Here is a 20,046-nt window from a genome sequence, read left to right on the forward strand (position 1 = left end):
AGACATAAATGAGACGATTTTTAACACTTCTGCTTTGTCTTTTACTGGCGACATGTATCTGGCCTCAGGCTGCCTACGGGGCTCCTGATTGGCCTTCCAATATAAATATTGAGGCAGACGGCGGCATTGTAATAGATGCAGAAACCTCTGCAGTTATATATGGAAAAAATATTCACCAGCAATATTATCCGGCCAGCATCACAAAAGTACTTACTGCTTTAATAGTTTTAGAGCAGTGTGATTTAAACGAAAGCGTTACCTTTTCCCACGATGCGGTTTACAATGTGGAGGCAGGAAGCAGCAACGCCAATCTGGAAGAGGGAGATGTGCTGACTGTGGAGGACTGTTTGTACGCCCTGCTGTTAAATTCAGCCAATGAGGCGGGAAACGCTTTGGCCGAACATGTTTCTGGTTCCAGGGAAGCTTTTGCCGAGCTGATGAACCAAAGAGCCGCAGAGCTGGGCTGCCAGGACAGCCATTTTGCAAACCCCAGCGGCTTAAACGATGAAAACCACTATACGTCAGCCTATGATATGGCTTTAATTTGCCAGGCTGCCATTAAAAACGATAAATTCCGGAAAATTGACAGCGCTCTTTACTATGATTTGCGGCCTACTATACGAGATCCGGAAGGACATACTCTTTACGCTCATCACGCTATGATGAAAAAAAATGACTCCCGGTATTATTCTGGTATATTTGGAGGAAAAACAGGCTACACCTCTTTAGCCGGCAATACTCTTGTTACCTTTGCAGAGCGGGACGGAATGACTTTGATCGCCGTTATTTTAAACGGTCATCTGACTCACTACAGCGATACGAAAACACTTTTGGATTTTGGCTTTAATAACTTCCAAAATGTAGATATTGCTTCCAACGACAGTACCTACGGTTCTATGGAATCTGATATGACTATTGCAGGCCTGCCTGCAGGAGATCTTTCCAGAATTGTTTTGGAAAAGGGCTGTTCTGTCACCCTTCCCAGGGACGCTGATTTTTCCGATACTAATGTAACTTTAGAATATGACTTGGATTCTCAGGCCCCGGATAATGCTATTGCAAAGCTTATTTATACTTATAATGACCGGGTGGTAGGCTCTCCTTATCTTCTTAATGAGACAAGCCAGCTTCCTTCCCTCCCTGCTCTTCCCCCAGGGGAAACTAGTTCAGATGAGGATCAATCTGCAGTTTCACAGGCAGCTGCCGCTCAAGGTGAGGAGTCTTCTCAAACCGAATCCTCCTCTTCTCAAAATGATGAGACAGGGGACAACTCTGAGACAAAAACAGGCTTTCGCATCCCCGCCTTTATATGGATTATTTTAGCCGTGCTGGCCGTAGTAGCCGCCGGCGCAGGTATTATCTGGTTCCTTAACAGGCAGCGTCAGAAAAAAAGAGCGGAAATGCGCAGGAGAAGGGAGCGAAGAATCCAGCGCTTAAAGGAGATCGGCGTATCCTCTGATGACTTTGAACAAATAATGGCTTCTAAGCATACTCCTTCTTTAGGTAAGCGGAAAGGACGGAAAAAATAAGTGGATAACAAAAAAGCACCAGAAAAAAAGCATCGCAAAGTAGAGCCAGATATTTTGATGCATAATATTCACATTACTACTGTAATCCTAGTAATTACCACAGCTATTTCCTTTGCGTTTTTTGCCAGCACAGACAGCACTGAAAATATATCTACCTTTTATATTCTGGCTATTGTATTTATTGCCAGATTTACAGACGGTTATATTCCAGGCATCCTGGCCTCCTTAATTTCCGTTATATGTATTAACTGGGGATTTACTTATCCCTACCTGGCTTTGAATTTCAGCCTTAACGGGTATCCTCTTACATTCCTGGTTATGCTTTTGATTGCAACCTTAACCAGTACTGCCACCACCCATTTAAAGGAAAAAAACAGAATTCTCCATAAGCAGGAGAAACTGCTGATGGAGGCTGAAAAGGAGAAGCTGAGGGCGAATTTGCTGCGGGCCATTTCCCATGACCTGCGCACTCCCCTAACAAGTATTATCGGCAACAGCGCCGCTTACCTGGACAATGACAAAACCTTGTCCCGCCGGGATAAGCATCTGCTGATTCAAAATATTTACGACGATTCCAACTGGCTTTTAAACATGGTGGAAAATCTGCTTTCTGTTACCAGAATCCACGAGACAGGAGCTCAGGTGACAAAATCCTTAGAGCCCCTGGAAGAAGTAATTTCTGAGGCAGTAAGGCGTTTTAAAAAAAGGCTTCCCAATGCCCATGTAAATGTTACTATTCCAAATGATTTTATTATGATTCCAATGGATGCCACCTTGATTATCCAGGTAATTTTAAATCTTCTGGAAAATGCAGTTTATCACTCCCAGTCAGATGAGCCTTTAAATTTAGTATGTTCTATTAATGATACTCATGCACAATTTGAAGTTATTGACCACGGAGTAGGAATTAAAGAAGAGCTTTTGGATACCTTATTTGACGGATATGTTTCCACCCCTAATTCTAACAGTGATTCTCATAAAGGAATGGGTATCGGACTATCTATCTGCAAAGCTATTATTGTTGCCCATAACGGAAAAATATGGGCTGTAAACGACGGAGACGGAGCCCACATTATATTTATTTTACCACTAGGAGAGGAGACTTATGAAACATAAAATAACGATTGTTGTAATTGAAGACGAAAAAAACATCTGTAATTTTATTGAAACCACGCTTTCCACCCATGGCTATAAGGTTATGAGCGCGTACACAGGAAAGGACGGACTTTCTTATATTGCCTCTGTCTGCCCGGATGCAGTTCTTTTAGACCTGGGACTGCCTGACGTTGACGGTATGGACATTATTAAACAGGTCCGCGAATTTTCCTCTGTTCCTATTATTGTTATTTCTGCCAGAACACAGGAATCAGAAAAAGTAAATGCATTAGATAAAGGCGCCGACGACTATATTACAAAGCCCTTTGGCACTGACGAGCTCCTTGCCAGAATCCGCACAGCCCTGCGCCACAGCCAGCTTCCCGGCTCCCCCGGCGGCTCCCCTGAATCTGTTTATAAATCAGGCGATTTAGTAATTAATTTTGACAAGCGCCTGGTTACTGTAGGAGGAACTGATATTCATTTAACTCAAATCGAATACAAACTAGTTTCCCTTCTGGCGCAGAACGCAGGCAGAGTTCTTACTTATGATTACATTATTAATCAAATTTGGGGACCGTACGCAGACAGCAATAATCAGATTCTCAGAGTAAATATGGCTCATATCCGCCGGAAAATGGAGGCTTCCCCTGCGGAGCCAAAATATATCAGCACAGAAATCGGCGTAGGATATAGGATGAAGGAAAGCGATTAAGGCCAACTAAGGTATTGTAAATCAAAAGAAGGGGCAGGATACAGACATGGAAAATCAACCGTCATTGACCACGATTGCATATGAAAAAATAAAAGAGCAGATTTTAAACCAGGCCCTGCTTCCCGGTTCTGCAATCGGGGAAATTGAACTGGCCAAGCAGCTTAAAATGAGCCGCACTCCTGTCCGCGATGCTGTGAAACGGCTGGAATCTGAAGGCCTTGTGGAGGTAATTCCCAGAAAGGGAACTTTTATCAGACATTTAACTGCAACAGAGCTGATTATGTGCTATGAGGTTACAGAAGGTCTGGAAGGTATGCTGGCTTACAGAATTGCAGCCCAAATAAAGGAAGGCCTGCTGCAGCCGGAAAGCTTAAAGCCCTTGTCCTCTTTCATAGAGGAAATGGACCGCTGCTATGCGGAAAACGAAACCCGCCTTTGGGTTATGAGCGATGAAAAATTTCATCAGGAATTATACTCTCTTTGCGACAATACCATCTTAAAAGAGTATATTGAAAAAATCAAAACTCAGTTTAATTGTGTTTCCTGGTTTATTACTCCTAAATATGTGGACCGAAGGCTTTCCAATGAAGAACATAAGGAATTGTACGCCAGTCTGATGGTGGGGGATTCAGAAAACGCCAGACAGGTGGCCCAGAAGCAGCGGGCCCGCATTCGGAATGAAATCAAAAAAAATTATACATAAACAAGCACTTTTTCAGGGCGTTGAGAAATCAATGCTCTTTTTTTATGTTTCTAAACAAAATGCACAAATATCTTTTTTATCCTTGTCACTAATACATATGGACTGGATATAGGAAATCTTTTATTATAGATATATCATGTGATATACAAGTAAGTATGTAAGTATTTTAAGTTCACTTTTACATAAAGGGGGTTACTTATGTTTGTTGAACCAAATAATATTTTGTTTACTGATAAGGGAAAAGGCATCACTCAGCGTATGCTGGGATATCACAGCCAGCTGATGGCTGTGGAAATGACCTTTCAAAAAGGCTCTTCCATGCCGCCTCACAGCCACGCAGACCATGTGCAGGGAATTTATATTGTAAAAGGCAGCTTTAAAATCACCTGCGGGGAAGTAACCAGGGTTATGAAGGCAGGGGAGATGTGTTATGCAGATAAGGGGGAGATTCACGGCACATATTGTCTGGAGGATCAGTCCATTCTTTTAGATATTCATTCGCCGATGCGAGCCGATATTCTGGAGGAAGGACTAAACTATAACAGTCAAAAAAGATAAGGGGGATTATTGACATGAGTGAACAGGAAAAGACATCTTATGATATTTCCAAAGATCAGCTGCGGCCTTCTGACACAAGAGTTATGGATCCGGTTTCCTATACTCTTGCCTGGATTGGCGGAAATATTTCCGTAGCTATTTTTATGGTAGGCGCCAGTCTTGTACCTCCCGCAGGAAAGCTGAATCTGCTTCAGGCGTTTATTGCTTTACTCATCGGCTTATCCTTAACTGCTGTTGTACTTACAATCAACGGGGCTCCCGGACATAAATATGGAATCCCTTATGTTGTCCAGGCCCGCCCTGTATTCGGCACTACAGGCTTAAAGCTTCCTGCCTTACTTCGGTGAATTCCTGCCCTTGTATGGTTTGGAGTGCAAAGCTGGGTTGGAGCGTCCGCTGTCAATGCCATCACCAGCAGAATGTTCCACTTTGATAATCTAATAGTGATTTTTATTGTGTTTGTTCTCATCCAGGCTATTTTATCTTATACAGGAATGAGAGGAATTAAATGGATTGAAAATATCGGCGTGTTTATTATTTTCTTCTCAGTAGTTTATATGACCTATATTATTGTTACAAACTTTGGAGCCAGTATTTCAGAAAACCTTATTAAATACAAGGGCTCATGGGGAATGCCTTTTATTGCCGCTATTACCGCCAGTTTAGGCTTTTCTACTACAATCGTAACGAATATATCCGATTTTATGAAAGATGTTTCCAAATCAGTGAAAACGCCCTTTACTGCTGTTCTGCACTGGATTGCATTTGTGCCCACCAATATGTTTTTAGGCCTTATTGGCCTTATGACAGCCAGCATCACCGGGGAGTGGGACCCTATTCAGCTTTTTACAAAAACGCTGCCTGACAGTCCGGTGCTTATTGTTTCACTTATTTTTATTGCATTTGCCCAGATTACAACTAATTTATATAACAATCTGGTGCCGGCCAGCTATGTTTTAATGGATTTAACAAAGCTGGAGTATAAATTTGCCGCGCCTATATGCGTTATTTTATCTGTTGCTACATTTCCCTGGAAAATCGCTTCTGTAGGTGCATTTTTAATCTTTATTGAAATATGTACCGCGTTTTTCGGCGCTATTTTTGCAGCCCTTGTGACAGATTACTACTTTTTCCGCAAAAAGACTTTAAGTATTGAAACCTTATATGACCCGGAGGGCCCGTTTACAGGTATAAACTGGCGGGGGATTATAGCTATTACCTGCGGCGCTGTTATTGGTTTAATTTTCATAAATGTATCCTGGTTTGTAAGCTTAATCCCTACTGCTCTTGTTTACTATCTTCTTACCAAATATACAAATTTAAGCCCGCAATTTAATAAAGGCACTATTTTTGAAAAATAAAAAGGATGCAATGGTCATATGCTGGACAAATTATTTATTAATGGAATTGTTGTTACTAAGGACTCCCGTTTTCCGGCAAATATTGGCGTAACAGGGGAATTTATCACTCACATTTTATCTCCCAAAGCACAGCCTGAGGCCAAAGAGGTAATAGACTTATCTGGTAAATATATTCTTCCCGGCATGATTGATGCTCATGTGCATTTTGAAGACCCAGGACACACAGACAGGGAGGACATGCTTCACGGAACTGCGGCCTGCGCCGCCGGAGGTATTACTACTGTTATATTAATGCCTACCAATGACCCCTTAGTATTTACTTTAGAAGCATTTCAGAAAAATCTGAAGGCTTATGAAAACAGGGCTTATGTAGATTACGGGATTCACGGAGGGCTGGATGCAGCCAGCTTTCCACATGCCAGAAAACTTTGGAGAGAAAGCGGCATCACTGCTATAAAGGTATTTATGTGCTATGCATCTGCAAATATGGGCTTTGTAACAGACAGAACCTTGTACGAGACTTTAGAACTGGCCAGCCAGGAAGATGCTGTTGTTATTATTCACTGCGAAAATGATGAGATTATTAAAATGAATGAGGACAGGATGAAGGCCGCCGGGCGCACTGACAGGCTGTCCTTTAACCACAGCCGCCCCGGCTTTGGGGAGGTGGAGGCAATACGCAGAGCCTTATTCTTTGCACAGCAGACCGGAGCTAAGGTAATGATTCCTCACGTTTCCACAGCAGAAGGGCTTTTGGAAATCCGCCGGGCCAAAGAAAACGGTGTAAAAGTATGGGCGGAAAGCTGTCCTCAGTATTTTACATTTACAACAGACGATTTTGTAAAGCAGGGACCTTACCTGAAATTTACTCCTGTTATGCATGAGGAGGACAACAGACAGCGGATGTGGGATTTAATTGGAAAAGGATATGTGGACTCTATTGGCTCTGACCACTCCCCTTTTACTGTAGCTGAAAAGGAAGTGGGAATGGATAATATCTGGAAAGCTCCTAATGGTATACCTGGCCTGGAGGCAGAGCTTCCAGTATTTCTTCAGGGGGTAAACGAAGGCCGTCTAACTTTAGAAGATGTTGTAAGAATGACCAGCTATAATCCGGCCCGCATTTATAATCTTCCTTTTAAGGGGGAAATAGCTGTGGGAAATCACGCTGATTTAACTATTGTGGATCTGGATTTAGAAAAGGACTTTACAAAAGAAACCATTCGCTCCAAATGTCCCTGATCCCCATATATGAACCGCCGTTTTAAAGGATGGCCTGTAATGACTGTAGTCAGAGGGCAAATCGCCGCAAAAGACGGCCAGGTAACCGGCAGTCCTTGTCACGGTAAATTTATCAGCAGAAAGAAGTAAAACGTGCTCATAACAATAAAAAATAGTTAAGCGCAAAGCGCGAAACTATTTGCTACCCAAAGTTCGCCATAGCGAAGTTTGGGGTTCCCGTAGTTTTTATGGAACGAGGAACGAGTGAAATAAAAAAGAGAAGACGAAAAATCTAAATAAGCGTTACGGCTAAAAGATTTTAAAGTCTTCTCTTTTTATACCTAATATTTCTTTGTTATGAACACTTAGTGCCTGAATTTTAGGCACTTACGTGCCTGCGTTTTTCTTTGTCAGATTTCTTTTCTGACGTTTTTTTCTGCTTTCTTCTCTTTTGGCGATAATTTCCTCCGCCTGCTCTTCATTTATTGGCTTCATGGTCTTTACAATAAAGGTACTGCCGTCCTCAGCCTTTTTGATCCTGATTTTTCCCTTTACCAAACCGTGCTCCGGACATACTGCCAAACATAAATATATTTTCTGACCGGCCTGAAACCAGCGGATTTTTTTGTGAAGCATCCTTCTGCACTGTCCGCAGATCATATCGCTTACCTTTTTGTCCACCAAAGCCTCCTCCTTTGTGTCAAAGGCTTTAGAAACAAACTTTGTGTATCCCGGAAATTTCAGAGTAATCTCCTCTTCTCTGTTTTTGGGAGGCCGGTAATAATCTACGGAAATAAACGGTTCCACCTTTTTCCAGTCCATTCTGCCCATTACGCGCCCTGTGTAATAAGCATCATCCATAGCCTGATGAAACGGTCTGTCCTGAGTAATCCCCAGCTCCTGAACAGCTGTGTCTAAGGATACTTTCTCTTTCCCGTCCTTGTATAATAAACTATATAATTTTTGTATGTCGTAATACAGCAAAGGCTTGGGCAGCGGATCGCCCATATGGAAATATGCCAGATTCCTCTGAAGCTCCGTCAAATCCATGGACCCCCAGATACAGAATACAAAATCATCTCCGCACCACTCTCTGAAATCTTCAAATGCATCCGGAAAATATGATCCCCTTTCCTGAAGCTCTTCCATGTCTGTGTGAACTACTTCCAGAATTTTATAGTGGAGCTCTGTGTAAATAATAGGCCTTACAAGACGTCTGAACTCAGACATCATTCTAAAATTCCCATCCAGCTTTACTGCGCCGATCTCAATGATCTCAAAAGGCAGATGCTCTACAGTCCCTTCTTTGCCGCTTGGACTTTGGTTCCATTCTAAATCAAGTATAATAAAAGTCTTCATAATATCCGCATTATAGCACATATAAAGAAAAATGCAAAGAGCTAAGAAAATAGGGCCTGCCGCAAAAATCTGCAGCAGGCCCCTCTCATTTGGGCAGTAAGTAATTTCGCGTTTTAACGCTTAACTATTTTTTACTCATATTCTACTACGTCCAGCCATTTCTCCAGCATTTCCTTTTCTTCAGGAATCGCTTTCATAAGTCTGGAGGCAGCTGTAATTGGCATCCAGCGCTGTACGTACTGTTTTGCAGTGTCGCTCTTCTCGCAGAACTTATCCAGATACATGTCTGCCATCTTCATATCCTGTAAAGCAAACAGAAGGTATGTGGTAGCTGCGTCTGCTGAGGCGTTGCCCTGTGTAGCGTGAGACCAGTCCAGAATATGAAACTTGCCTTCTTTATCTACAATAATATTACTTGGGTTGAAGTCTCCATGAAGTACCTTGTAGTGTTTTGGCATACTGCTCAGTCTTGTGCGCAGTTCATAACGTGTAGTAGCGTTAATTGCCTTAGAGTCGGAAATTTTTGTATCCCATTTATCTTTTAACTTATTTAACAAAGGAGCTTTTTTGCTGTGCACTTCCATCTGCAGAGTAACGAAATCATCCATATACTTCTCCAGATTTTCAGGATGCTTCTCCATAAGAGAAGCTAATGTATCCCCCTCAATGTAGTCGGAAATAATCGCCCAGTTTCCGTCCTCTGTTACTGTAACCCCGTGAACTTTTGGAATCGGCAGCCCTGTCTCTTCCACTCTGGCCTGATTTAAAGCCTCGTTTAATACATCTGTTTTTGGAAAGTTTGCATCAAATACCTTCCATGACTTGTCGCCGATCTGATAGATAACCTTATGGGTACGTGTTGCCAAAATTTTATCTGTCTTCATGTTACAATCTCCTTTCCCTTCTCCTATTTATTTGCCATAGTAAGCTTTCAGGTACATTTCCTTAATCTCGCTCATCAGAGGATATCTTGGGTTAGCGCCTGTACACTGATCATCAAACGCCTGCTCAACCATGTTGTCCAGAGTATCCAGGAAATATTTCTCATCTACGCCGTAATCCTTAATGCAGCTCTTAACGCCTACTGCTTTCTTTAATTCTTCAATCTTCTCAATAAGCTTCTTTACTGCCTCTTCGTCGTTCTTAGCCTGGATGCCGCAGAATCTAGCGCACTCAGCATATCTTGCCATTGTATGAGGATACTGGTACTGGGAGAATGTTCCCATCTTTCTTGGGCACTCAGCGGAGTTAAATTCTACAACTAAAGAGATTAACAGCGCATTTGCAATACCGTGTGGCAGATGGTGGAAAGCGCCCAGTTTATGTGCCATGGAGTGACACACGCCTAAGAATGCATTTGCAAATGCCATACCTGCCATGCAGGAAGCGTCAGCCATTTTCTCACGGGCAATAGCGTTTGTACCATCATTATAACATGTAGGCAGATAATCGAATACATTTTTCATTGCTTTTAATGCAAGACCATCTGTATAATCTGTTGCCATTACAGAAGCATATGCCTCTAATGCATGTGTAAGAACGTCCACGCCGGATGCGCTTGTCAGTCCTTTTGGCTGGCTCATCATATTATCTGTATCTACGATTGCCATGTTTGGAAGCAGCTCATAGTCAGCCAGAGGATATTTTACTCCTGTTTCCTGATCTGTAATAACCGCGAATGGAGTTACCTCAGATCCTGTACCTGAAGATGTTGGAATAGCTACAAAGTATGCCTTCTCGCCCATCTTAGGGAATGTATAAACACGTTTTCTGATATCAATGAAACGCATTGCCATATCCTGAAAATCTACTTCCGGATGCTCGTACATTACCCACATAATCTTTCCTGCGTCCATTGCAGAACCGCCGCCCAGAGCTAAAATTACGTCTGGCTGGAATGCTGTCATTGCCTTAGCGCCTTCCTGTGCGTTTGCAAGTGTAGGATCTGGCTGAACGTTGGAGAATACAGTGTAAACAATGCCAAGCTCATCTAATTTATCTGTAATTGGCTTTGTATAACCGTTCATGTAAAGGAAGCTGTCTGTTACAAGGAACGCTCTCTTCTTGCCTAAAACGTCCCTTAATTCATTTAATGCTACAGGCATACAGCCTTTCTTAAAGTATACCTTTTCAGGAGTCCTTAACCACAGCATGTTTTCTCTCCTCTCTGCAACTGTCTTAATGTTTAATAAGTGTTTAACGCCAACGTTCTCGGAAACAGAGTTGCCGCCCCAGGAACCGCATCCTAGAGTCAGAGATGGAGCTAATTTAAAGTTGTACAGATCACCGATTCCGCCGTGGGAGGATGGTGTATTTACAAGAATACGGCAGGTCTTCATAGCCGCTGCATGTTTAGCCATTTTCTCCTGCTCATTTACATTTACATAGAGAGAAGCTGTATGGCCGTAGCCGCCGTCTGCAACTAATCTTTCTGCTTTTACGATTGCCTCGTCAAATGTTTTTGCCTTGTACATAGCCAGTACTGGGGATAATTTCTCATGGGCAAACTCTTCAGAAATATCTACGGATTCTACTTCGCCGATAATAATTTTTGTATCTACAGGAACATCCACTCCTGCTAAAGCAGCGATTGTGTGAGCAGACTGTCCTACGATTTTAGCGTTTAACGCGCCGTTGATCAGGATGGTCTTGCGCACCTTATCTAACTCGTCGCCTTTTAAGAAGTAGCAGCCTCTTGTCTCAAATTCCTTTTTCACTTCATTATAAATTGGCTCCAGAACTGTTACAGACTGCTCAGAAGCACAGATCATTCCGTTGTCAAATGTCTTAGAATGAATAATAGAGTTTACAGCCATCTTAACGTCTGCTGTATCGTCAATAATAACAGGTGTATTACCGGCGCCAACGCCTAATGCAGGTTTGCCTGAAGAGTAAGCAGCCTTAACCATGCCGGGACCGCCTGTAGCCAGAATTGTGTCTGCGCCTCTCATAACCTCATTTGTTAAGTCCAGAGAAGGAACGTCAATCCATCCGATAATGCCCTCAGGAGCTCCTGCTTTTACTGCTGCGTCTAAAACAATTTTAGCAGCTGCAATTGTACAGCCCTTTGCACGTGGATGTGGGGAAATGATAATTGCGTTTCTGGTTTTTAAAGCAATCAGAGTTTTAAAGATTGCTGTTGAAGTCGGGTTAGTTGTAGGAATAACTGCTGCAATAAGGCCGATTGGCTCTGCAATTTTCTTAATTCCAAATGCTTTGTCTTCTTCTACTACGCCGCATGTTTTTGTATGCTTATAAGCGTTGTAAATGTATTCTGCAGCATAGTTATTTTTAATAACCTTATCTTCCACTACGCCCATGCCTGTCTCTTCAACAGCCATTTTAGCCAGCGGAATTCTCATCTGGTTTGCCGCCTTTGCTGCTTCAAAAAAGATTTTGTCCACCTGCTCCTGTGTGTAGGTAGCAAAAACCTTCTGTGCCTCTCTCATTGCATTCATTTTCGCGATTAATGCGTCCACGCTGTCAATGATTTCCGGTACCTGTACTTCTTTTCCCTTTGCCATGATTTACCCTCCTGAGATTTATTATTAACACTATTGTAACTTCTTCGTTATTTATTTAACGATTCAATTATACCATCACGTTAAAAAAATATCAATTATAAGAATATTAAATTTTTATATAAGAAATATAATGTTTTTTGTGTATTTTGCCCCTATATCTTTTCTATCTTCCCCTCCCGCCTCTTTAACTTGGAGCTGTTTCTTGTAAATACTATACGTGATTATGTGCAAAAAGTCTATATATAACAGGTTACTTTCAGCACAAACAACACTGTAGAACAAAGCGAAATGAATTACACTAAAACTATCAAAAAGACGTTGGCAGCGTTACTGCCAATACTCAGGCGTTTCATGCCTGAAGCAAATAATAGGAGGATGTATATGGGAACAGAAAAAAGCAGTAAGAAAAAGTTGTCTATGACAACGCAGATTTTAATTGCTACCATAGGGGGTATTGTTTTTGGCTCTGTAGTGGGTCCCTGGGCTGCAAACTTAAAGTTTATAGGCGATATTTTTATGCGCCTGATTCAAATGTCTGTAGTGATTCTTGTAATGTCCGCCGTAGCAGTGGCTATTGGCTCACAGCAGGGAAAAAGCGTGGGAAAAATGGGGTTCCACACCTTTAAATGGATTTTTATTTTTACTCTTTTTGCCGCAGTTTTAGGTTATGTTTTATGTCAGATTATAAAACCTGGCGTAGGTATTACAATTGTAAATCCTACAGAGGTCAGTGAGGTGGCTATGTCCGGAAGCTTCCAGGATACTCTTTTAGGATTCTTTTCTACTAATATTATTGCATCCATGGCTGCCGGAAATATGGTTCCGTGTATTATTTTCGCAATTATTTTTGGTCTGGCATGCAGCGTTTATACTTCCACCTCTGGGGACGATATTATTCTCCGCTGGCTGAAAGGTATAAACGGAGTGGTGCTGAACATTATTAAAATGGTTATGAAGCTGGCTCCTATAGGCGTGTTCTGTCTCCTTGCCAATATATCCGGAGCTATTGGCTTTAAAGTAGTACTTCCTATGATAAAGTTTTTAGCCTGTCTTGCTATTGGAGATTTAATTATGCTGATCGTATATCTTCCTCTGGCAGGATTCCGCTGCAAGGTTAATCCTCTTGCCATGCCAAAGAAATTTCTGAAAGTATCTATGCTGGCAATGACTACTACTTCCTCTGCTATTTGTCTGCCTACTAAAATGGAAGACTCTGTAACTAAATTCGGCGTCAGCCGCCGCATATCTGACTTTGTAGGTCCTATAACAATGTCCATGAACAGCAACGGAGCAGCTCTCTGCGATCTTTGTTATGTCTGTTTTTTAAGTCAGGCATGTAATGTAACCTTGACAACTCCTCAGATCATTATGGCTGTCTGCCTGGCTATTATGTTGTGTCTGGGAACTATTACTGTACCAGGCGGCGCTGTAGTTACTATGACTTTCCTCGCCACCTCTCTGGGACTTCCTGTTGAAGCTATCGGCCTGCTTCTGGCTATTGACTGGTTCTCAGGAATGTTCCGTACTTTGTTAAATGTAGACGCAGATATTATTATAGCCATGTTGGTTGCCAATGCAGAAGGCGAGCTTGACAGGGATGTTTTCAATGAAGTTAAAACTGTAGATTATATTGCATAATTTTAATAAAGGAGTTATGATTTTATGACAGTGAACAAAGAACGTATTTTTAAAAGACTGACTGAGCTGGGAGAAATAGGAAAAAAGGAAGACGGTATTTATTGTATGGCTCTTTCAGAGGAAGAAAATAAGGCCCATAAGCTAGTTAAACAGTATATGCTGGAGGCTGGAATGACAGTAAAAACAGATGCTGCCGGAAATCTGATGGGCAGAAGGGAGGGCGCCAACCCTAACGCTCCTGTTGTAATGACCGGATCTCACATTGACACCGTTTACGGCGGCGGCATTTTTGACGGAAGGCTTGGAGTGATTGGAGGGATTGAGGCCGTCCAGGTAATGAATGAAAATAACATTCAGACAGAATGCCCTATTGAGGTAGTGGCATACAGAGATGAGGAGGGCACCAGATTTTTAGGCTCCTACTCAGGAGCCAGGTTCCGCACAGGACGTCCTCTCCCTGGAATTTTAGACCACGTGGACAGAGACGGAATCTCTGTCAGGGAGGCTTTAAAGGCCTGCGGTATTGATCCTGACCATGTAACAGAGGCCGCCCTTCCTAAAGGCTATGCAAAAGCTCATTTAGAATTACATATTGAACAGGGCGCCGTGCTGGAAAGCAAAGGGTTGGCTGTAGGAGTTGTTACTGGAATATGCACCCAGATCAGAGGCGAGTATGTGATTACAGGCCAGGCGTCTCATGCTGGAACTACTCCTCTTCCTTTAAGAAAAGACGCTTTATGCGCAGCTTCTGAAGCGGTTCTAGCCATTGAAGATGAAACTGCCAAAGAAGGTCAGTGCGTAGCTACTGTAGGGCAGATTACTGTAGAGCCAGGCGGCGTAAATATTGTTCCTGGAAAAGCAAAATTCAGTTTGGATATTCGTCATCAGAAGCTGGAAGTAAGAGACGCTCTCTTAGAGAAAATTAATGCGCGCATTGGCGAGATCTGCAGGCGGAGAGGCTTAGAGTGGAAATTCACTGTTTTATCTAAGGATCTTCAGATGAAGCCATGTGCAGAGGAAATCCAGGAGCTTATCGCCCAGTCCTGTGAAGAAGCAGGATATCCTGTATACCGTATGCCAAGCGGCGCCGGCCACGACTCCGGTTCATTTGTAGACTTCTGCCCTATGGGTATGATTTTCATAAGATCTAAGGACGGACTTAGCCACAACGGGGCAGAATACAGCTCCCCTGAAGATTGTCAGGCAGGAACAGATATATTATTCAGAACTATGTTGAAGCTCAGCCAAAAAATATAAAATAAAGGAGATTATTATGAAAAAGATTAAAATTACATCTGGAGCATACACATTTATTGCAAGACTGGAAGAAGAAAAATCACCAGAATCCTGCCGCTGGCTTTTATCCATGCTTCCCTGGACAGATTCTATGATTCACGTGTCCTGGAGCGGCAACGCCTGCTTTTTCAGACTTCAGGACAGGGCCTGGTCTGTGCCTTATGAAGGCAGTCCCATTCGCTTTCCTTCCAAGGGAGAAGTGCTTTTGTACCCCGGCAACCAGCCGGACCTGCAAATGGGCGGAGAGCTTTACTTTGCCTGGGGACCTAATGCATTTTCCTGCGGCAACGGCAATTTATCAGGAAACCACGTTTTAACTATTGAATCCGGATTAGAGAACCTGGAGGAATTCGGAAAGAAGGTTCATATTGAGGGCCATCAGGAAACAAAGCTTGAATTAATAGAAAAATAATTTTTCTAACAAGAGGTTTCCTATGCTTACAGTGCGCCAACTTATTTCATTGCCTGAATTAAATAGTATTTCCTGCGCTGCAGCTGAAAGTCTTTTAGATACTCCGGTGTCCGGCTGCAGCGTGATGGAAACTGCAGAATCTATCAGATGGGTTAAAAAACAGGAGCTTGTTATTACCAGCGGGATTATGTTTCAAAACGATGAGCCTCTGCAAAGACGCGTTGTTGTAGAGTTAAAAGAATGCGGCTGTTCTGCTCTGGGTATAAAGACAAGAGAATTTTTAAAAGAAATTCCTCAGGCCATGATAGATGAAGCTGAAAAACAGCAGCTGCCTTTACTTGATATTCCATTTTACTACTCCTTTTCCCAGATCAGCAAATCTGTGTATTACCACTTATTCCAGCAGTCCCTTTCTGATGCCCAGTCAGAAGATATATTTATAGAAGGATTAAGCGCCTTATTTTTTCATCACCAGGGTTTAGATGAAATGGTTAAGAAAATTTTTGCAGATATAGGCTATACTGTTTTAATAACAGATTTTCAATATAATATTATCTCCCTTTACACTTCCGATGAATACAGCAGCGTATTTCAAAAAGGAATTAACACTAGACTGGAGCCTGTATGGAACAGCAATTTTTTCACTGGCAGCGGCAAAAACGACAGCTCTATTTTCCGATATTGCAACTTTAATATTGACGACAGCCCATACCGTTTTCTCGTATGTCCTATTCCCGACTACCATGGATTTATTTGTATTCCCATAGATCAGGGAAAGCTGGAACCCTGGCTGCAGAAGCTTATACAAAAAAGCAGCCCTATTATCGCTCTGGAACTGGCCAGAGGCGACAATGTGCGCCAGCAAAGCAGCCATGACTTTTTTCTGGATTTTTTAAGAGAAGATACGCAAAAGGGAGAGATGGAGATTATTAAACTATGTAATATTTACGGGTTCCCTTACCAGTATCAAAGAGTATGTATTATCTTCCAGACGAACCATACAAAAAGCAGCTATGCAAAGGAGAAAATGAAAACCTCCTTCAGCCAGCTGATAGCTAGGGAATGGGGAGATACTGTGCTGTCCTATCTTTGCGCAGGTACAAATATTACAGCTGCATTTTTACTATTTAAAAACAATACCAGCCCCATTCAGGCCCAAAAGGCGGCCTACAGATCTGCCTCTTTATTTACAGAGCAATGTCAGGCAGACCAAATTTATATATCAGCCGGAATCAGCAGATGCCATAAAGGCGTTTCTACTATCAGAACTGCATTTTCAGAAAGTATGGAAGCTTTGGAGATGAGAAGGAAAATTAAAAACAGGGAACAGGTTTTTCAGTATGAGGACGCCTGGGTTTATCATGTTCTTTCCAGACTTTCCAGAGATGAATTAATAGATATATGCAGAAATAGAATTAGAATTTTAGTGGACTATGATAATAAGAATCACACTGATTTAACTGAAACCTTAAAGGAATATTATGACAGTCACTTTAATATTTCCACAGCTTCAGAAAAGTTGTTTATACACAGAAATACTATGCGCCAGAGACTAGAAAAAATCAGCCAGCTGCTTTTTGTCAGCGCCGATTTATCAGACTGCGGATATTCTTTGTATCTGGAACTATCTGCGTGGGAGTTATTAAAGAATCTGGAAAAGGGAGACAGCAGAATAACAAATGATTGACGGAAACAGACTTTATAAACGTATTTACGAATTAGGGCAAATCGGCCAGAGGGAGGACGGCGGCCTTTATTGTCTGGCTCTTACAACTATAGAGATGACTACCTTAAAAATGGTGGAGCATTACATGGAAAAAGCCGGGCTGCAGGTAAGATATGATCAGGCCGGCAATTTAATCGGCCGTCTGGAGGGCGCAGATCCTGCCGCCTCTGTGGTTATGACCGGCTCTCATGTGGACAGTGTGTACGGCGGCGGTATTTTCGACGGACGATTAGGTGTTTTAGGGGGCATTGAAGCTGTATCTGCCATTAAAAAATTGAATATTCCTCATAAACATCCCATTGAAGTATGTGTATTCCGGGATCAGGAGGGCGTCCGCTTCAGCGGTTCCTACTGTGGTTCAGGTTTTATGGTAGGCCAGAAGAAAAGGGACACCCTTCTTTGCATCGACAAACAGGGGGTAACTATTGAGGAAGCTTTAAGACGGCTTACAATTAACCCGGAAAAAGTGTGGGAGGCCAGGCTTCCTGAGGGGTATGCCAAGGCATTTGTAGAGCTTCACATTGAACAGGGACGTGTTTTAGAGCGGGCGGGAATGCCAGTGGGAATTGTTACGGGAATTCAGTCTCAGCTAAGAGGTAAGTTTATTTTTACTGGCCAGTCGTCTCACGGAGGCACTGTTAAAATGGAGGACCGCCACGACGCTCTCATGGCAGCCGCTGAGGTGATGCTGGAGCTGGAGAAAACAGCGAGACAGAAAAAAACATCAGTAATTACTATTGGTTGTGTGGAGGTGCTGCCCGGCAGTGTGAATACAGTTCCCGGTTTAGTGGAGTTTACTGTAGATGTAAGGGATGAGTCTGCCCAGGTTCGGGACAGCATTATTAGAAAATCCTGCCAAGTAGGCCAGGAAATCTGCAGCCGCAGAGGGGTAGATATGGAATTTTATCCTTTCAGTGCAGGAAATAACTGGGTGTCCTGCAGTCAGCTGGTTCAGTCTGCCATTAAGGACTCTGTAATTGAAAATAATATTTCGCCTTATTATATTGCCAGCATGGCCGGCCATGACAGCACCAGATTCGGCTCTTTTTGTCCCATGGGAATGATCTTTGTCCGCTCCAAAGGAGGCCTTAGCTTCTGCAAAGAAGAATGGAGCAGTCAAACCGACTGCACTTTAGGCGCAGAGGTTCTTTGCTCCACTTTAATCAAACTATCTCAGGATCATGGCAGCACACCTTAAACCCGCACTATGTTTAGCCCTAAATCAGTATAATATTTAAATTTATCATCACTTAATTCTTTTCCTGTAATAACAAGATCTACCTTTTCATAGTTCCACATATTTACAAATGCAGTACAGCCAAACTTAGAGTGGTCGCACAGCATAATTCTTTTGCTGGCATTATTAAATATTGCTCTTTTAATTCCCAGTTCCTCAGAATTGGTGATCATAAAGCTTCCTGTGTCAGACACTGCATCTGCGCTCATAAATGTGCAGTCTACATGGATTTGGTTCATAGTCTCCTCTGCAAAGTTGCCTGTCAGGGTATAGTAGCCGCTGCGCAGCATACCGCCCACTACCATTACTGCATATCCGGAACTGGAGGTTAAAGTACCTGCAATCATTACATCGTTTGTGCAGACTGTCAGCTCCTTTATCTCTTTCATAAATGGTATCATTTCATGGACTGTTGTGCTGGAGTCTAAAAAAATACTGCTGTTAGAATTAATATGACGGCAGGCTTCGGCCGCAATCCTGGACTTCTCTCCTGTATGCTGTTTTCTCTTTACCTGATAAGGCTGCTCAAATGTAGTGTCGTCAGAGGAAACAAGAATCGCTCCGCCTCTTACACTTTCCACTACTTTCTCTTTTTCCAGTTGTTTTAAGCAGCGGCGTATGGTGGGTACTGAAGAGTTGAATAGTACAGCCAGCTCATTAATATTTGCATATTTGTTTTCATACATATATGCTTTTATTTTTTCATATCTTTCTGCAGACAACATATTTTATCTCTCCGCTCTCTTCAATCTGTACTTACTATCAATATACAGGAAAAACCTGGATTTTACAAGCGTTTCGCCTAATTACCTCTTCTCTTTAGTCTCTTTCAGGATGTTTTTAAATTACGAAATCAGCCTGTTTAAATATTCAAAACTTTTTTCTAAGGCCGTATCCTGATCAGGCCTCTGGAACACTTCTACGCTGACCCAGCCGTCGTATCCTGTTTCTTTTAATGTTTGAATAAAGGTGGAAAAGTCCAGTTTACAATTGCCTGGATACAGCCTGTTGCTGTCCGCCAGGTGTACATACGTAAATTTCCCCTTTGCCTGCCGGATACTGTAAAACATATTCAGATCGCTGATAAACATATGGTTGCTGTCCAGCATTAAGCTGCAGTAAGGCTTTTTAATAATCTCCAGCATTTCCAGTCCTTCCTGGGTAGTATTAATAAAATTGCTGGCAATAGGATTTACCGGTTCCAAAGCCATATAAACCTTTTTCTCCCCTGCATAAGACGCTACCTGAGAAAGACCATCAACAGACCTGGCAATACACTCCTTGTCATCCTGACCGAACATATACCCGCCCCGCAGTCTTCCCACATTGATCTGAGCTCCTAAAAACTGAGCTAAATCTACAGCCGCCATAGCCCTTAAAATAGCCTCGTCCCGCCTTTTATTATCTGTATCGCTGAATGTCAGTCCGTCCTGCCCAAATACCTCTCCTGTACAGATCATAGGAATTTCCAGCTTATATTTTTGGCTTAACTCTCTGATTTTTTCCCAGTCAAAGCTTTTAGGATTACATACCATCAGCTCAGCGCCTTCATATCCTGTTTCCTTTAACCGTTCAAAGGACCTTTCTATGTCTCCCTGATATGCGGTAACGCCCGGCCCTTCCTTCACATCCGGGGCCGCTACCTGATAGCTTAACTTCATATTTTCCCCTC

16 protein-coding genes and 1 pseudogene are annotated in these 20,046 nt (G+C 42.5%); 12 read left to right on the forward strand and 5 right to left on the reverse strand.

The features are described from left to right. Positions 1 to 8: 8 nt before the first annotated feature. The 7 genes and pseudogenes from C1A07_RS08360 to C1A07_RS08395 all read left to right on the forward strand — a co-directional run bounded on the left by C1A07_RS08360 (position 9) and on the right by C1A07_RS08395 (position 7,203). Positions 9 to 1,529: a D-alanyl-D-alanine carboxypeptidase family protein gene (locus C1A07_RS08360; RefSeq protein ID WP_101876710.1), complete on the forward strand. Its 1,521-nt coding sequence runs from the start codon at positions 9 to 11 to the stop codon at positions 1,527 to 1,529. Beyond that, positions 1,530 to 2,645 carry a sensor histidine kinase gene (locus tag C1A07_RS08365; protein ID WP_242972283.1) on the forward strand — a complete coding sequence of 372 codons (1,116 nt, stop codon included), beginning with the start codon at positions 1,530 to 1,532 and terminating at the stop codon, positions 2,643 to 2,645. After that, a complete protein-coding gene (locus C1A07_RS08370; protein WP_101876711.1) occupies positions 2,635 to 3,339 on the forward strand; it encodes a response regulator in 705 nt (234 codons plus the stop codon). The genes C1A07_RS08365 and C1A07_RS08370 overlap by 11 nt, the downstream gene beginning before the upstream one ends. A 46-nt stretch (positions 3,340 to 3,385) precedes the next feature. Continuing rightward, positions 3,386 to 4,042, forward strand: a complete 657-nt coding sequence (locus tag C1A07_RS08375) for a GntR family transcriptional regulator (RefSeq protein WP_101876712.1) — start codon at positions 3,386 to 3,388, stop codon at positions 4,040 to 4,042. A gap of 198 nt (positions 4,043 to 4,240) precedes the next feature. Beyond that, on the forward strand, positions 4,241 to 4,600 hold the full coding sequence (locus tag C1A07_RS08380) for a cupin domain-containing protein (RefSeq protein WP_101876713.1): 360 nt from the start codon (positions 4,241 to 4,243) through the stop codon (positions 4,598 to 4,600). 14 nt (positions 4,601 to 4,614) lie between these two features. Further along, positions 4,615 to 5,961: pseudogene (locus C1A07_RS08390) on the forward strand (NCS1 family transporter). Between the two features lie 18 nt (positions 5,962 to 5,979). Continuing rightward, a complete protein-coding gene (locus tag C1A07_RS08395; RefSeq protein WP_242972284.1) occupies positions 5,980 to 7,203 on the forward strand; it encodes a dihydroorotase in 1,224 nt (407 codons plus the stop codon). A 366-nt stretch (positions 7,204 to 7,569) separates the two neighbouring features. Here the strand turns inward: C1A07_RS08395 and C1A07_RS08400 are convergent, their stop codons facing one another. The 3 genes from C1A07_RS08400 to adhE all read right to left on the reverse strand — a co-directional run bounded on the left by C1A07_RS08400 (position 7,570) and on the right by adhE (position 12,065). Continuing rightward, a complete protein-coding gene (locus C1A07_RS08400) occupies positions 7,570 to 8,541 on the reverse strand; it encodes a 3'-5' exonuclease (RefSeq protein ID WP_101878093.1) in 972 nt (323 codons plus the stop codon). Between the two features lie 131 nt (positions 8,542 to 8,672). Next, positions 8,673 to 9,425: a phosphotransferase family protein gene (locus C1A07_RS08405; RefSeq protein ID WP_101876716.1), complete on the reverse strand. Its 753-nt coding sequence runs from the start codon at positions 9,423 to 9,425 to the stop codon at positions 8,673 to 8,675. A 27-nt stretch (positions 9,426 to 9,452) separates the two neighbouring features. Next, a complete protein-coding gene (adhE, locus tag C1A07_RS08410) occupies positions 9,453 to 12,065 on the reverse strand; it encodes a bifunctional acetaldehyde-CoA/alcohol dehydrogenase (protein ID WP_101876717.1) in 2,613 nt (870 codons plus the stop codon). Between the two features lie 381 nt (positions 12,066 to 12,446). On the opposite strand from adhE, the gene C1A07_RS08415 reads away from it, so the two are divergent. From C1A07_RS08415 to C1A07_RS08435, 5 genes are read left to right on the forward strand one after another with little or no spacing between them, the layout of a single operon-like run. Beyond that, positions 12,447 to 13,703 (forward strand): dicarboxylate/amino acid:cation symporter, encoded by a 1,257-nt coding sequence (locus C1A07_RS08415; RefSeq protein ID WP_101876718.1) that lies wholly within the window; start codon positions 12,447 to 12,449, stop codon positions 13,701 to 13,703. Positions 13,704 to 13,727: 24 nt separating this feature from the next. Then, on the forward strand, positions 13,728 to 14,960 hold the full coding sequence (locus C1A07_RS08420; protein WP_101876719.1) for a Zn-dependent hydrolase: 1,233 nt from the start codon (positions 13,728 to 13,730) through the stop codon (positions 14,958 to 14,960). A gap of 16 nt (positions 14,961 to 14,976) precedes the next feature. Further along, on the forward strand, positions 14,977 to 15,411 hold the full coding sequence (locus tag C1A07_RS08425) for a DUF3830 family protein (RefSeq protein ID WP_101876720.1): 435 nt from the start codon (positions 14,977 to 14,979) through the stop codon (positions 15,409 to 15,411). Between the two features lie 22 nt (positions 15,412 to 15,433). Continuing rightward, a complete protein-coding gene (locus C1A07_RS08430) occupies positions 15,434 to 17,098 on the forward strand; it encodes a PucR family transcriptional regulator (protein WP_101876721.1) in 1,665 nt (554 codons plus the stop codon). Continuing rightward, the gene (locus C1A07_RS08435; RefSeq protein ID WP_101876722.1) at positions 17,091 to 18,335 is read left to right on the forward strand and encodes a Zn-dependent hydrolase; all 1,245 of its coding nucleotides are present in this window, start codon (positions 17,091 to 17,093) and stop codon (positions 18,333 to 18,335) included. The genes C1A07_RS08430 and C1A07_RS08435 overlap by 8 nt, the downstream gene beginning before the upstream one ends. Here C1A07_RS08435 and C1A07_RS08440 read toward each other — a convergent pair. Both C1A07_RS08440 and C1A07_RS08445 read right to left on the reverse strand, forming a co-directional pair. Beyond that, positions 18,332 to 19,099 carry a DeoR/GlpR family DNA-binding transcription regulator gene (locus C1A07_RS08440; protein WP_101876723.1) on the reverse strand — a complete coding sequence of 256 codons (768 nt, stop codon included), beginning with the start codon at positions 19,097 to 19,099 and terminating at the stop codon, positions 18,332 to 18,334. The two genes, C1A07_RS08435 and C1A07_RS08440, sit on opposite strands and share 4 nt — an antisense overlap. A 120-nt stretch (positions 19,100 to 19,219) precedes the next feature. Then, on the reverse strand, positions 19,220 to 20,035 hold the full coding sequence (locus C1A07_RS08445) for a sugar phosphate isomerase/epimerase family protein (RefSeq protein ID WP_101876724.1): 816 nt from the start codon (positions 20,033 to 20,035) through the stop codon (positions 19,220 to 19,222). Between the last annotated feature and the right edge of the window lie 11 nt (positions 20,036 to 20,046).

It is taken from the genome of Lachnoclostridium edouardi (genome assembly GCF_900240245.1).
Lineage (GTDB): Bacteria > Bacillota > Clostridia > Lachnospirales > Lachnospiraceae > Lachnoclostridium_A > Lachnoclostridium_A edouardi.

Coding starts and splice junctions, on each gene's coding strand:
- C1A07_RS08375 (WP_101876712.1), top strand. CDS start 3,386: ATGGAAAATCAACCGTCATTGACCACGATTGCATATGAAAAAATAAAA.
- C1A07_RS08435 (WP_101876722.1), top strand. CDS start 17,091: ATGATTGACGGAAACAGACTTTATAAACGTATTTACGAATTAGGGCAA.
- adhE (WP_101876717.1), bottom strand. CDS start 12,065: ATGGCAAAGGGAAAAGAAGTACAGGTACCGGAAATCATTGACAGCGTG.
- C1A07_RS08415 (WP_101876718.1), top strand. CDS start 12,447: ATGGGAACAGAAAAAAGCAGTAAGAAAAAGTTGTCTATGACAACGCAG.
- C1A07_RS08360 (WP_101876710.1), top strand. CDS start 9: ATGAGACGATTTTTAACACTTCTGCTTTGTCTTTTACTGGCGACATGT.
- C1A07_RS08395 (WP_242972284.1), top strand. CDS start 5,980: ATGCTGGACAAATTATTTATTAATGGAATTGTTGTTACTAAGGACTCC.
- C1A07_RS08425 (WP_101876720.1), top strand. CDS start 14,977: ATGAAAAAGATTAAAATTACATCTGGAGCATACACATTTATTGCAAGA.
- C1A07_RS08400 (WP_101878093.1), bottom strand. CDS start 8,541: ATGAAGACTTTTATTATACTTGATTTAGAATGGAACCAAAGTCCAAGC.
- C1A07_RS08380 (WP_101876713.1), top strand. CDS start 4,241: ATGTTTGTTGAACCAAATAATATTTTGTTTACTGATAAGGGAAAAGGC.
- C1A07_RS08445 (WP_101876724.1), bottom strand. CDS start 20,035: ATGAAGTTAAGCTATCAGGTAGCGGCCCCGGATGTGAAGGAAGGGCCG.
- C1A07_RS08420 (WP_101876719.1), top strand. CDS start 13,728: ATGACAGTGAACAAAGAACGTATTTTTAAAAGACTGACTGAGCTGGGA.
- C1A07_RS08430 (WP_101876721.1), top strand. CDS start 15,434: ATGCTTACAGTGCGCCAACTTATTTCATTGCCTGAATTAAATAGTATT.
- C1A07_RS08370 (WP_101876711.1), top strand. CDS start 2,635: ATGAAACATAAAATAACGATTGTTGTAATTGAAGACGAAAAAAACATC.
- C1A07_RS08440 (WP_101876723.1), bottom strand. CDS start 19,099: ATGTTGTCTGCAGAAAGATATGAAAAAATAAAAGCATATATGTATGAA.
- C1A07_RS08405 (WP_101876716.1), bottom strand. CDS start 9,425: ATGAAGACAGATAAAATTTTGGCAACACGTACCCATAAGGTTATCTAT.